Raw genomic sequence first — 12483 nt, 5'->3', positions numbered from 1 at the left:
ACTCCATTTTTCACCCGCCCAAGGGCAAGCCAACCCTCGAGCAGGAATTGGCCGGTGAGCCGCCGTCGCTTTCCACCTTCGGACAGGCCCTCGCCGATCTGGGCATTACCCATATCGAGGCGCTGTCACCCCAAGCCAAAGGACGGATCGAACGGCTCTGGCAAACCTTTCAGGATCGCCTGGTGATCGAACTTAGGCTGCGCAACGTGTGCACGATGGAGGAAGCCAATCGCGTGTTACCGGAACTCATCGCCAAGCACAACCGCCAGTTCGCTGTCGCACCACAAAATGCCGAACCGGCCTACCGTCCGCTGCCCGAAACACCCCTGGAGCACATCTTCGCCCGGCGGCAATACCGGCGAATCAGCGGCGGGCAGACGTTCTCCTGGAAAGGGAAATGCTACATGCCAAAGCCCGTCCCCGGTGTTCCGCGCTGGGAAGCGAAGAGCGTCGTCGAAGTGCGTGTCGGCATGGATGGACAAGTGTGGCTGTGGGATCAAGGGCGGGCCTGGCCTTGTGTGGAGACACAGGCCACACAGACCCCGGCGCCAACAACGGCCAAAAAAGAAGCGGCGCCTGCGTCCCCCCGCAAGCCCGCTGCAAACCATCCCTGGAGAAAACATTCTCCAGCAAGCAGTTACAGCGTAGCACAGCATCCGGCTAGTCTGCAAGAGGACGGCGGCTGTTTAATCAGCTATCATCCCTGACATTTTCATAGAACAGTTAACCTGACATATTCACAGACGCTTGACACCCGGAAACGGCCGGCTTTGTTCGCATCGACGCGCGACCCGGGCCATGCGGCCGGATGATCCATCAAGCCCGCCGGCCTTTTCTTGTTTTCGGCGGCTCACCGGATTTTGCGGCAAACCCATTTTTTCCTTTCGTTCGCGCGCCGCGATCATACCGATAGCAAAAAGTGTTCGATCGTCCCGACAAAAAATAGGCAAGCGGCGCAAAATCGTGATACAATAGGGATGTTTGTGTACATACTGTGACTTGCATCCACGGCCGCGGCGCCGGACCTCCCGCATCTTCCGGTCCGAAAGCGCTGCCGCCGACGCTCGAGGGAGGACTACGGCATGAACATTCACGAGTATCAGGGCAAGGAAATCCTGAAGCAGTACGGCGTCGCCGTGCCGGAAGGCCGCGTGGCATTCACGGTGGACGAAGCGGTCGAGGCCGCCGGGGAGCTCGGCCTGCCCGTCGTCGTGAAGGCTCAGATCCACGCCGGCGGGCGCGGCAAGGCGGGCGGCGTCAAGGTGGCGAGATCGATCGACGAAGTCCGCAAATACGCTTCCGAGCTGCTCGGCAAGGTGCTCGTCACGCACCAGACCGGACCGGAGGGCAAGGAAGTGAAGCGTTTGCTCATCGAGCGGGGCTGCGACATCAAGAAGGAATATTATGTCGGCGTCGTCGTCGACCGCTCGTCCGGCCGCGTCGTCATGATGGCGTCCGAGGAGGGCGGCACGGAGATCGAGGAAGTCGCCGCGCGTTCGCCCGAGAAGATTTTCAAGGAAGTGATCGACCCGGCGGTCGGCCTGCTTCCGTTCCAGGCGCGCCGTCTCGCGTTCAACATCAACATCCCGAACGAGCTGGTCGGCAAGGCGGTCCAGTTCATGACGGGGCTGTACAACGCGTTCGTGGACAAGGACTGCTCGATCGCCGAGATCAACCCGCTCGTCGTCACCGGCGACGGCGACATTCTGGCGCTCGATGCGAAGCTGAATTTCGACGCCAACGCGCTGTACCGCCATCCGGAAATCGTCGCGCTGCGTGACTTTGACGAAGAGGACGAGAAAGAGATCCAGGCCTCGAAGTTCGACCTGAGCTACATCGCCCTCGACGGGAACATCGGCTGCATGGTGAACGGCGCCGGCCTCGCGATGGCGACGATGGACATCATCAAGTACTACGGCGGCGAGCCCGCCAACTTCCTTGACGTCGGCGGCGGCGCCTCGAAGGAGAAGGTGACGGAGGCGTTCAAGATCATCCTGTCCGACCCGAAGGTCAAGGGGATCTTCGTCAACATCTTCGGCGGCATCATGCGCTGCGACGTCATCGCGGAGGGCATCATCGCCGCGGTGCGCGAGCTCGGCCTCGACCGTCCGCTCGTCGTGCGGCTGGAGGGCACGAACGTCGAACTCGGCAAGAAGCTGCTCGCCGAGTCGGGCCTGAACATCACGCCCGCCGATTCGATGGCCGACGGCGCGAAGAAGATCGTCGAACTCGTGAAATGACCGCCTGACGACCATTATGACAGAGGAAGTGAGCCTTCGATGAGCATTCTGGTGGACAAAAATACGAAAGTCATCACGCAGGGCATTACCGGCAAGACGGCGCTCTTCCACGCAAAAGGCGCGCTCGATTACGGCACGCAGATGGTCGGCGGCACGTCGCCGGGCAAGGGCGGCACGACCGTCGAGATCCAGCTGGAGAACGGAACCACGGCGAAGATGCCGGTGTTCAACACGGTGCGGGAAGCGGTGGATGCGACCGGCGCGACCGCCTCGGTCATCTACGTTCCGCCGGCGTTCGCGGCCGACGCGATCATGGAGGCGGTCGACGCGGAGCTCGATCTCGTCATCTGCATCACGGAAGGCATCCCGGTCCTTGACATGGTCAAGGTCAAGCGCTATATGGAAGGAAAGAAGACGCGCCTCATCGGGCCGAACTGCCCGGGCGTCATCACGCCCGGCGAGTGCAAGATCGGGATCATGCCCGGATACATCCACATGAAGGGCCATGTCGGCGTCGTGTCGCGCAGCGGAACGCTGACCTATGAGGCGGTGCATCAGCTCACGACGCGCGGCATCGGCCAGTCGACGGCCGTCGGCATCGGCGGCGACCCGGTCAAGGGCACGGAATTCATCGATGTGCTGAAAATGTTCAACGAGGATCCCGACACCTACGCGGTCATCCTGATCGGTGAAATCGGCGGCACGGCCGAGGAAGAGGCGGCCGAATGGATCAAGGCGAACATGACGAAGCCGGTCATCGGCTTCATCGGCGGCGTAACCGCGCCTCCGGGCAAGCGGATGGGCCACGCCGGCGCCATCATCTCCGGCGGCAAGGGCACGGCCGCGGAGAAGATCGCGAAGCTCGAAGCGTGCGGCGTCCGGGTGGCGCCTACGCCGGCCGAGATCGGCGCGACGCTCGTGTCCGTGCTCGAGGAGCGCGGCCTGCTCGAGAAGTGCATCACCCGCCGGTGAGCGGTCCGGTTTCCGGCGGACGGAGCAAAATCGAACAGCGGAACCGGCGGCTTGTTCAGGCCGCAGGAAGGCAGGCAGCCTTCCCGTACCCTTGAAGGGGATGGGGAGGCTGTTTTTATTTGGAACCGCCGTCCGGACACGACCGGAATCCCATTTTTCCCGAAATTCCAAATCTTGAGGCGCCGCTTGCATTCTGAATCGGCCTGACGCACAATAGGATGAGAATGCATGCGGCCCGTGGAGGATGTGACGACATGGGCCAGGCATTGTCGCGGCGGGACATCCTGCTCGCCCTCGTGGAGACGGAGGGAGTGGGAGCCGCCAAAATCAGGGATTTGCGCCGGCAGGGTCTGCTGGAGGCGTGCGTCCATTTTTCCCCGGAAGAATGGATCTTGAAGTTCGGCCTAACGCCGCGGCAGGCGGACGCGGTCCGGCGGAACCTCACGCCTTCGTTCGTCGAAGAGCGGAAGCGTCTGTACGCGCGCATGGGCGTGGAGTGGCTGACGCTCGAGGATGAGGACTATCCCGAGCTGCTGCGTCAACTGAAGACGCCGCCCGGCGTACTCTACGTGCAGGGACGCAGGGAGCTGCTGCACCATCCGGCGTACGCGATCGTCGGCACGCGCCTGCCGACCGCGTACGGCCGCCAGACGGCGCGGATGCTGGCCGAGCGGCTGTCCGACGTCGGCATCACGATCGTCAGCGGGCTCGCCCGCGGCATCGACGCCTGCGCGCACGAAGGCGCGCTGCGCGGCCCCGGCAGCACGATCGCGGTGCTCGGCACGCCGATCGGCGTCATCTATCCGCCGCAGAACGCGGCGCTCTATCACAGGATCGCCGAACAGGGCCTCCTCGTGTCGCCCTTTCCCCACGGCACGGCCGGGCATCCGGGCCTGTTCCCGGCGCGCAACGCGGTCATCGCGGGGCTCGCGCGCGGCACGATCGTCGTCGAGGCCGCGGAACGGAGCGGAGCGCTCATCACGGCCGACATGGCGATGGAGTTCGATCGGGAATTGTACGCCGTGCCCGGCATGATCGGCTCGCCGAAGAGCATCGGCACGAACCGGCTGATCAAGGAGAAGAAAGCGACGATTTTGACCGGTCCGGAGGACGTGATGGCCGATCTGTGGCTGAGCGAGGCCGGCGCCGAGCGCCGCCGCCGAATGGCCGAAGCGGCGCGCCGCATGGCGGCGGAGCTGAAGGACGAGGAACACCTCATCGTGGAGCTGCTGCGGGAAGGGCCGAAGACGGCCGACGAGCTGGCGGAACTGACCGGCATCCCGTTTGGACATTTGCATGCGCTTCTGCTAAATTTAACAGTAAAACGCGCAATCGAGCAGCACCCGGGTTCCCTGTACAGCATCCGGTAATTTCGGAATCCGAACCCGAAGAGGAGAGGCTGATTCATGGCTGATTCGCTTGTCATTGTCGAATCGCCGGCGAAGGCGAAGACGATCAGCAAATATCTGGGAAGCAAATATATCGTCAAGGCGTCGATGGGCCATATTCGCGATTTGCCGAAGAGCCAGACCGGCGTCGAGATCGAGAACGGCTTCCAGCCGAAATACATCACGATCCGCGGCAAGGGCAGCGTGCTGAAGGAACTGAAGGACGCGAGCAAGAAGGTCAAGAAGGTGTATCTCGCGGCCGACCCCGATCGCGAGGGAGAGGCGATCGCCTGGCACCTCGCCAACTACCTCGAGCTTGACGAGGGGGAACCGTGCCGCGTCGTCTTCAACGAGATCACGAAGCAGGCGGTCCGGGAAGCGTTCAAATCCCCGCGCCCGATCAACATGGATCTCGTCAACGCCCAGCAGGCGCGGCGCATCCTCGACCGGCTCGTCGGCTACAAGATCAGCCCATTATTATGGAAGAAAGTGAAGAAAGGGCTGTCCGCCGGCCGCGTCCAGTCGGTCGCGGTGAAGCTGATCATCGACCGCGAGAACGAGATCAATTCGTTCGTTCCCGAAGAGTATTGGACGATCACCGCGCGCCTGGTCCAGGACGGCGTGTCGTTCGAAGCGAAATTCCACGCGCTCGACGGCGAGAAGACGGAACTGAAGAGCGAGCAGGACGTGAAGCAGGTGCTGGAGCTGATCGAGGGGCAGCCGTTCGTCGTCTCCGAGGTGAAGGAGCGCGAGCGGCAGCGCCATCCGGCGCCGCCTTTCATCACGAGCACGCTGCAGCAGGAAGCGGCGCGCAAACTCGGCTTCCGCGCCGCGAAGACGATGTCGATCGCCCAGCAGCTCTATGAGGGCGTCGAGCTCGGCAAGGAGGGTTCGGTCGGCCTCATCACCTACATGCGCACCGACTCGACCCGCGTGTCGCCGGTCGCGCAGGAGGAGGCGAAGGCGTACATCATCGAGAAATTCGGCGCGGAATACGCGCCGGAGGAGTTCCGGATCTACGCGAAGAAGAACGCGAACGCGCAGGACGCCCACGAGGCGATCCGGCCGACGTCGGTTTACCGCGAGCCGGAGGCGGTGAAACCGTATCTGACGCGCGACCAGTACCGCCTCTACAAGCTGATCTGGGAACGGTTCACCGCGAGCCAGATGAGCTCGGCCGTGCTCGACACGATGACCGTCGACATTCGCGCGGGCCGCGCGACCTTCCGCGCGACCGGATCGAAGATCCGGTTCCCGGGCTTCATGAAGGTGTACGTGGAGGGCAGCGACGACGGCGCGCCGGAAGAGGAAAACCTTCTTCCGCCGCTTCGCGAGGGCATGACGCCCGAGCGCACAGCGATCGAGCCGAAACAGCATTTCACGTCGCCGCCGCCGAGGTATACCGAAGCGCGGCTCGTCCGCACGCTCGAGGAGCTCGGCATCGGTCGCCCGAGCACGTACGCGCCGACGCTGGAGACGATCCACAAGCGCGGCTACGTCCGGATCGAGGACAAGAAATTCGTTCCGACCGAGCTCGGCATTCTCGTCACGAAGCTGATGGAGGAATTCTTCCCCGAAATTCTGAACGTCGAGTTCACCGCCCACATGGAGGACGATCTCGACCATATCGAGGAAGGCAAGAAAGACTGGGTCGAGGTGCTGCACGAGTTCTACGAGCCGTTCTCGAAGCGGCTGAAGATCGCCGAGGACGAGATGCGCGAAGTGGAACTCCAGGAGGAGATGTCGGACGTGGCCTGCGACAAATGCGGCCGTCCGATGGTCTACAAGACGGGCAAGTTCGGCCGTTTCCTCGCCTGCTCGGGATTTCCGGAATGCCGGAACACGAAGCCGATCCTGAAGGACATCGGCGTTTCGTGTCCGAAGTGCGGGGAAGGCCGGATCATCGAACGGCGGAGCAAGAAGGGCCGCGTCTTCTACGGCTGCGACAAATATCCCGGCTGCGATTACGTGTCGTGGGACCGGCCGACGGACAAATCGTGCCCCGCCTGCGGCACCCGGCTTGTCGAAAAGCGAAGCCGTTCCGGCGGCAGGCTGCAGTGTCCGGATTGCGGCCACAGCGAGGAGCTGCCGGAAGAACAGGAGGCCTGACCGGCATCGGGCATGCGCACCCGATGCCTTAAGTCATGTCAGGCATCCGCGAAAGGAGCTAGCATCGTGGGATACGGCAAGGTAACCGTGATCGGGGCGGGCCTTGCGGGAAGCGAAGCCGCGTGGCAGATCGCTGCCCAGGGCGTGCCGGTCACGCTTTATGAAATGCGGCCGGTGCGAAGCACGCCGGCGCACCATACGGACAAATTCGCCGAGCTGGTTTGCAGCAACAGCCTGCGCGCGAACGCACTGACGAACGCGGTCGGCGTGCTGAAGGAGGAGATGCGCCGGCTCGGCTCGCTCATCCTGCGCGCGGCTGACGCCAACGCCGTGCCGGCGGGCGGCGCGCTGGCCGTCGACCGGGACGGCTTCTCGGCCGCGGTGACGGACGCGATCCGCGGGCATCCGCTCATCGAAGTGCGGAACGAGGAAGTGACGGACATTCCGCAGGAAGGCATCGTCGTCGTCGCCACCGGCCCGCTCACGTCGCCGGCGCTGTCCGACCGGATCCGGGAGCTCACCGGCGAGGAATTTTTCTATTTCTATGACGCGGCCGCGCCGATCGTCGAACGGGATTCGATCGACATGGAGAAGGTGTACGTCGCTTCCCGCTACGGCAAGGGGGAGGCCGCCTATCTGAACTGTCCGATGACGGAGGACGAGTTCAACGCCTTTTACGAGGCGCTCGTGACGGCGGAGACGGCGGAGCTGAAATCGTTCGAGAAGGAAATCTACTTTGAAGGATGCATGCCGATCGAAGTGATGGCGGCCCGCGGCCGCCAGACGCTGCTGTTCGGTCCGATGAAACCGGTCGGCCTGCCCGATCCGCGCACGGGCAAGCTGCCGTACGCCGTCGTCCAGCTCCGCCAGGACAACGCGGCCGGCACCCTCTACAACCTGGTGGGCTTTCAGACCCATCTGAAATGGGGCGAGCAGAAGCGGGTGTTCCGCATGATTCCGGGGCTGGAGAACGCGGAATTCGTGCGGTACGGCGTCATGCACCGCAACACGTTCATCAACTCGCCGAAGCTGCTCATGCCCACCTACCAATTCCGGCGCAGGGACACGCTGCTGTTCGCCGGGCAGATGACCGGCGTCGAAGGTTACGTCGAGTCCGCCGCCTCCGGCCTGATCGCCGGCATCAACGCGGGCCGGCTCGCCCGCGGGCTCGATCCGGTCGTGCCGCCGCCGGAGACGGCGCACGGCAGCATGGCGCGCTACATCACGACCGCCGATTTCCGCAACTTCCAGCCGATGAACGCCAACTTCGGGCTGTTCCCGCCGCTGGAAGAGCGGATCCGCGGGAAAAAGGAAAAGAACGAGGCGCTGGCCCGGCGCGCGCTCGAGGCGATCGAGGCGTTCAGGCGGACGCTGGCCTGATGCGGTTCGCGCTCGGCCCGTCGCGAAAGGAGCGAGAAGCGATGGACATGACGTTCCACGCCACCACGATCTGCGCCGTCCGGCACGAGGGCCGCGGCGCCGTCGCCGGCGACGGTCAGGTGACGTTCGGCGGCAACATGGTGATGAAGCATTCGGCAAAGAAGGTTCGCCGGCTCTACCGCGGACAGGTCGTCGCCGGCTTCGCGGGAGCGGTCGCGGACGCGATCACCCTGTTCGAGAAGTTCGAAAACAAGCTGGAAGAACATCAGGGCAACCTGCAGCGCGCCGCCGTCGAGCTCACGAAGGAATGGCGCTCCGACCGTGTGCTCAGGCGGCTGGAGGCGATGATGATCGTCATGGACGCCTCCGGCCTTCTGCTCTTGTCCGGAGCGGGCGAGATCATCGAGCCGGACGACGGCATCCTCGCGATCGGCTCCGGCGGCGGATTCGCGCTGGCGGCCGCGCGGGCTCTGAAGCGGCACGCGCCGCACCTTACGGCGGGCGAGATTGCCAGGGCCGCGCTCGAGACGGCCGCCGACATTTGCGTCTACACGAACCGGCAGATCATTCTCGAAGAAATCTGATTCCTGGCCGGTCAAGCGGCAGGCGTTCGGAGGGAACCAGATGAACAGCGAAGCGCTGACTCCGCGTCAGATCGTCGCGGAACTGGACAAATACATCGTGGGGCAGAAGGCCGCGAAGCGCGCCGTGGCGGTCGCGCTGCGCAACCGTTACCGCCGGAGCAAGCTGGACGAATCGATGCGGGACGAGATTGTGCCGAAAAACATCCTGATGATCGGCCCGACGGGCGTCGGCAAGACGGAGATCGCCCGCAGGCTCGCGAAGCTCGTCGGCGCGCCGTTCGTCAAGGTGGAGGCGACGAAGTTCACGGAAGTCGGCTACGTCGGGCGCGACGTCGAATCGATGGTGCGCGATCTCGTCGAGACGGCGATCCGGATGGTCAAAGCCGAGCGGACGGAACAGGTCAGGGACAAGGCGGAGCGGCTTGCGAACGAGCGGCTCGTCCAGATCCTCGTGCCGGGCGGACACCGGCCGAAGACGGGCCGCAATCCGTTTGAAATGCTGTTCGGCCAGCAGGGAGGCGCGCAGCAGGAGGAGCCCGAGACGGATCCCGCGATCATCGAGCGCCGCCGGGCCGTCCGCGGGCGGCTCGCCGCCGGCGAGCTGGAGAACGAGCTCGTCGAGATCGAGGTGGAGGACGCCGCTCCCAGCATGTTCGACATGCTGTCCGGGCAGGGGATGGAGTCGTTCGGCGTGAACATGCAGGAGCTGTTCGGCCATCTGCTGCCGAAGCGGGTCAAGAAGCGCAAGCTGCCGGTCAAGGAAGCGCGCAAGGTGCTGATCCAGGAAGAGGCGAACAAGCTGATCGACATGGACGAAGTCATCGCGGAATCGACGCGCCGCGCCGAACAATCCGGCATCATTTTCATCGACGAGATCGACAAGATCGCGAGCGCATCGCGCGGCCACGGACCGGACGTCTCCCGCGAAGGCGTGCAGCGCGACATCCTGCCGATCGTGGAAGGCTCGACCGTCATGACGAAATACGGACCGGTGAAGACCGATCACGTGCTCTTCATCGCCGCGGGAGCGTTCCACATCGCGAAACCGTCGGATCTGATTCCGGAACTGCAGGGCCGGTTCCCGATCCGGGTGGAGCTGTCCAGCCTGACGAAAGAGGATTTCGTGAAAATCCTGACCGAACCGAAGAACGCGCTGACGAAGCAGTACGCGGCGCTGCTCGGGACGGAGGGGATCCAAATCGAATTTTCGAAGGAAGCGATCGAGGAAATCGCGCAGATCGCGGCGGACGTGAACCAGCGGACCGAGAACATCGGCGCCCGGCGGCTTCACACGATACTGGAGAAGCTGCTCGAGGACCTGTCGTTCGAAGCGCCGGATCTCAATCTCGAGCATTTCGTGATCACGCCGGAATACGTCCGGGAGAAGGTCGGCGATATTGCGCGGAACCGTGATTTGAGCCAATATATTCTATAATGTCTGAATTGTCACAAGATTTGCTCCGGCAACGCCGCCCGGGCGGTCGCTGCCGGCTACGGAGATCTCGGGAGGATCAGGCATGACGTTGCTAGCGAAGACCAGGGCGCTGAACCGGCTGCTGCAGAAGGCGGCCGGGAAGCCGCTGAATTTCAGGGAGATGGCCGAGGTGCTCGGTTCGACGATACAGGCCCATGTGTTCGTCGTCAGCAGAAGGGGCAAGCTGCTCGGATGCGGGGGCGCGCGGGCGTGGGAGAACGAGCATCTTCGCGCCGTGTCGTCATCCGGCGACATGTATTTTCCGCCGGAGACGAACGAGCGGTTCATGAACATGCAGGAGACGGTGACGAATGCGGAGCCCGATCCCGGCATTGCCGTCACGTTTCCCGAGATGTCCGGACACCGGATCATGACGGTCGTCCCGATCATCGGAGGCGGCGACCGGCTCGGAACCCTCGTGCTCACCAGGCCTTCCGGCGCGTTCGGCGAAGATGATCTCATCCTTGCGGAATACGGTTCGACGATTGTCGGCATGGAGATCCTCCGCGAGCGGGCGGAGGAGGTCGAGATGGAGGCGCGCAGCAGGGCGGCCGTCCTGGTGGCGGTCAATTCCCTTTCCTTCAGCGAATTGGAGGCGGTTGAACACATTTTCGAGGAACTGAACGGGCAGGAAGGCCTGCTGGTTGCGTCCAAGGTCGCGGATCGGGTGGGCATCACGCGGTCCGTCATCGTCAACGCGCTGCGCAAGCTGGAAAGCGCGGGTGTCATTGAGACGCGTTCGCTCGGGATGAAGGGGACGTATATCAAAATTTTGAACCCTCTGCTGCTTCAGGAACTGGAAAAGATGAGGACGTAAGACTTTTGTAAGATATAGCGCAGGTAAAAAAAGCACTTTCTTCGCACGCGAAGATAGTGCTTTTTTCGTATTGTTACGGAATTAAAAAAATCTCATGATTAGATTAGCCGGCAAATTGAGGAACCGTCTGACTTTATCCATTGAATATCGACAATCGAACTGTAGTTTTTTATATGGTTTTGTCGAAACGGAGAAGGATTTGCCCAATATTTTGTTGAATAGTCTGAATAGTCTGGGAAGATTGGACGGTTCAAACCAAGCGGGAAGGCGGGGATGCTTGATGAATGTGTTGGGCGGATCCGAAACGGCTCTGCTCAGGACGGCCATCTCGGCCGCGGAGGTCAGGCAACAGGTCATCGCGGACAACATTGCCAACGTCGACACGCCTGGTTTCAAACGGTCCGAAGTGCTGTTCGAAGAACTGCTGGCCGAACAGCTGGGGAAACGGACGGAATCGAAGCTGGAGCTCAGGCGGACGCACGCGAGGCACATCCCGGCCGGCAGGGGTGCGGGCGTCGTCCGGCCGCGGATCGTGATGGACGAGACCACGCGGATGAACAACAACGATAACAACGTCGACATCGACCGCGAGATGGCGCTGCTTGCAAAGAACCAGCTGCGCTACAACGCCATGATCCAGCAGCTCAACCACAAGATTTCGATGCTGCGGATCGGTATTGAAGGGAGATAATTGCCGTGAGACTGAACGACGGATTCGAAGCCAGCGCGTCCGCGCTCACCGCGCAGCGGCTGCGGATGGACGTCATCGCGTCGAACATCGCGAACGCCGAGACGACCCGCGGGCGTTACGTGAACGGCAGATGGGTGCCCTATGCGCGCAAGATGGTCGTTCTGGAGCCGGTTCAGAAATCGTTTTCGAACCTGCTCCATTCGAAGCTGTCCGGCGGCAAGGTCCGGACGGCCGGCGTCAAGGTGGCGCGCATCGTCGAGGATTCGACGCCCCCCAGGCTCGTCTACAATCCGACCCATCCGGACGCCGACGAGAACGGATACGTGCGGTTGCCGAACGTCGACATTCTGAAGGAAATGGTGGACATGCTATCCGCCACCCGTTCCTACGAAGCCAACGTGACGGCGCTCAACGCTTCGAAGGCCATGTTCACCAAAGCGCTTGAAATCGGAAGACAATCCTGATGAGAAACGGAGGGCCGATCGCGGATGATCCAAGGATTGACCGGCGTCGGATCGACGCTTGGCGCGGCGGGGGGAGACAACCGTCCGACGCCCGCCGAATCGATGGAGCAATTCGGCGACTACCTGAAACGGGCGCTTGACAGCGTGGCGAGGCAGGAGGAAGCCGTCGCACGCACGACCGAGCAGTTCATCCTCGGCAACGTGGACGTGTCGGAGCTCATGATCGTTTCCGAACAGGCCAAACTGAGCCTTCAGCTCACCGCCCAAATCCGCAACAAGGTGATCGAAGCGTATCAGGAGATCATGCGGATGCAGGTCTGATCGCACCACCAGTCATAGCACGGTTACCGGGTGAGGTGAAAAC

Annotated in this window: 12 protein-coding genes; all 12 read left to right on the top strand. The window is 62.7% G+C overall.

Annotated elements, in window-relative coordinates; translation table 11 throughout:
- Window positions 1-707 (top strand): transposase family protein (locus A9Z00_RS04150; protein ID WP_483316260.1); only part of this gene is annotated, 707 nt, incomplete at its 5' end.
- Between the two features lie 375 nt (window positions 708-1082).
- Window positions 1083-2240 (top strand): ADP-forming succinate--CoA ligase subunit beta, encoded by a 1158-nt coding sequence (sucC, locus tag A9Z00_RS04145; RefSeq protein WP_296974672.1) that lies wholly within the window; start codon window positions 1083-1085, stop codon window positions 2238-2240.
- A gap of 39 nt (window positions 2241-2279) precedes the next feature.
- Complete coding sequence (sucD, locus tag A9Z00_RS04140; RefSeq protein WP_296974669.1) at window positions 2280-3212, top strand: succinate--CoA ligase subunit alpha; 933 nt, start codon at window positions 2280-2282, stop codon at window positions 3210-3212.
- Window positions 3213-3466: 254 nt separating this feature from the next.
- Window positions 3467-4582 (top strand): DNA-processing protein DprA, encoded by a 1116-nt coding sequence (dprA, locus tag A9Z00_RS04135; RefSeq protein WP_296974666.1) that lies wholly within the window; start codon window positions 3467-3469, stop codon window positions 4580-4582.
- 36 nt (window positions 4583-4618) lie between these two features.
- On the top strand, window positions 4619-6709 hold the full coding sequence (topA, locus tag A9Z00_RS04130; protein WP_296974665.1) for a type I DNA topoisomerase: 2091 nt from the start codon (window positions 4619-4621) through the stop codon (window positions 6707-6709).
- Window positions 6710-6775: 66 nt separating this feature from the next.
- The gene (gene trmFO / locus A9Z00_RS04125) at window positions 6776-8089 is read left to right on the top strand and encodes an FADH(2)-oxidizing methylenetetrahydrofolate--tRNA-(uracil(54)-C(5))-methyltransferase TrmFO (protein ID WP_296974663.1); all 1314 of its coding nucleotides are present in this window, start codon (window positions 6776-6778) and stop codon (window positions 8087-8089) included.
- Between the two features lie 41 nt (window positions 8090-8130).
- Window positions 8131-8673, top strand: coding sequence for an ATP-dependent protease subunit HslV (gene hslV / locus A9Z00_RS04120; protein ID WP_296974660.1), 543 nt, complete (start codon window positions 8131-8133; stop codon window positions 8671-8673).
- 40 nt (window positions 8674-8713) lie between these two features.
- On the top strand, window positions 8714-10108 hold the full coding sequence (hslU, locus tag A9Z00_RS04115; RefSeq protein ID WP_296974658.1) for an ATP-dependent protease ATPase subunit HslU: 1395 nt from the start codon (window positions 8714-8716) through the stop codon (window positions 10106-10108).
- Window positions 10109-10190: 82 nt separating this feature from the next.
- Window positions 10191-10964, top strand: coding sequence for a GTP-sensing pleiotropic transcriptional regulator CodY (codY, locus tag A9Z00_RS04110; RefSeq protein ID WP_296974656.1), 774 nt, complete (start codon window positions 10191-10193; stop codon window positions 10962-10964).
- Window positions 10965-11244: 280 nt separating this feature from the next.
- Window positions 11245-11655, top strand: a complete 411-nt coding sequence (gene flgB / locus A9Z00_RS04105; protein WP_296974753.1) for a flagellar basal body rod protein FlgB — start codon at window positions 11245-11247, stop codon at window positions 11653-11655.
- Between the two features lie 5 nt (window positions 11656-11660).
- Window positions 11661-12119, top strand: a complete 459-nt coding sequence (flgC, locus tag A9Z00_RS04100; RefSeq protein ID WP_296974653.1) for a flagellar basal body rod protein FlgC — start codon at window positions 11661-11663, stop codon at window positions 12117-12119.
- 24 nt (window positions 12120-12143) lie between these two features.
- Entirely contained in the window at window positions 12144-12440 is a 297-nt protein-coding gene (fliE, locus tag A9Z00_RS04095) for a flagellar hook-basal body complex protein FliE (protein WP_296974652.1), read from the top strand.
- Window positions 12441-12483: the final 43 nt, after the last annotated feature.

The sequence above is a fragment of the Thermobacillus sp. ZCTH02-B1 genome (assembly GCF_002159085.1).
GTDB lineage: Bacteria > Bacillota > Bacilli > Paenibacillales > Paenibacillaceae > Thermobacillus.
The sequence above is the reverse complement of the archived record's forward strand: the minus strand, read 5'-3'. Positions and strand labels throughout refer to the sequence as shown.

What these genes read in the sequence shown, in the direction of transcription:
- sucC (WP_296974672.1), top strand. Translation starts at nt 1,083, where the DNA reads ATGAACATTCACGAGTATCAGGGCAAGGAAATCCTGAAGCAGTACGGC.
- sucD (WP_296974669.1), top strand. Translation starts at nt 2,280, where the DNA reads ATGAGCATTCTGGTGGACAAAAATACGAAAGTCATCACGCAGGGCATT.
- dprA (WP_296974666.1), top strand. Translation starts at nt 3,467, where the DNA reads ATGGGCCAGGCATTGTCGCGGCGGGACATCCTGCTCGCCCTCGTGGAG.
- topA (WP_296974665.1), top strand. Translation starts at nt 4,619, where the DNA reads ATGGCTGATTCGCTTGTCATTGTCGAATCGCCGGCGAAGGCGAAGACG.
- hslV (WP_296974660.1), top strand. Translation starts at nt 8,131, where the DNA reads ATGGACATGACGTTCCACGCCACCACGATCTGCGCCGTCCGGCACGAG.
- hslU (WP_296974658.1), top strand. Translation starts at nt 8,714, where the DNA reads ATGAACAGCGAAGCGCTGACTCCGCGTCAGATCGTCGCGGAACTGGAC.
- codY (WP_296974656.1), top strand. Translation starts at nt 10,191, where the DNA reads ATGACGTTGCTAGCGAAGACCAGGGCGCTGAACCGGCTGCTGCAGAAG.
- flgB (WP_296974753.1), top strand. Translation starts at nt 11,245, where the DNA reads ATGAATGTGTTGGGCGGATCCGAAACGGCTCTGCTCAGGACGGCCATC.
- fliE (WP_296974652.1), top strand. Translation starts at nt 12,144, where the DNA reads ATGATCCAAGGATTGACCGGCGTCGGATCGACGCTTGGCGCGGCGGGG.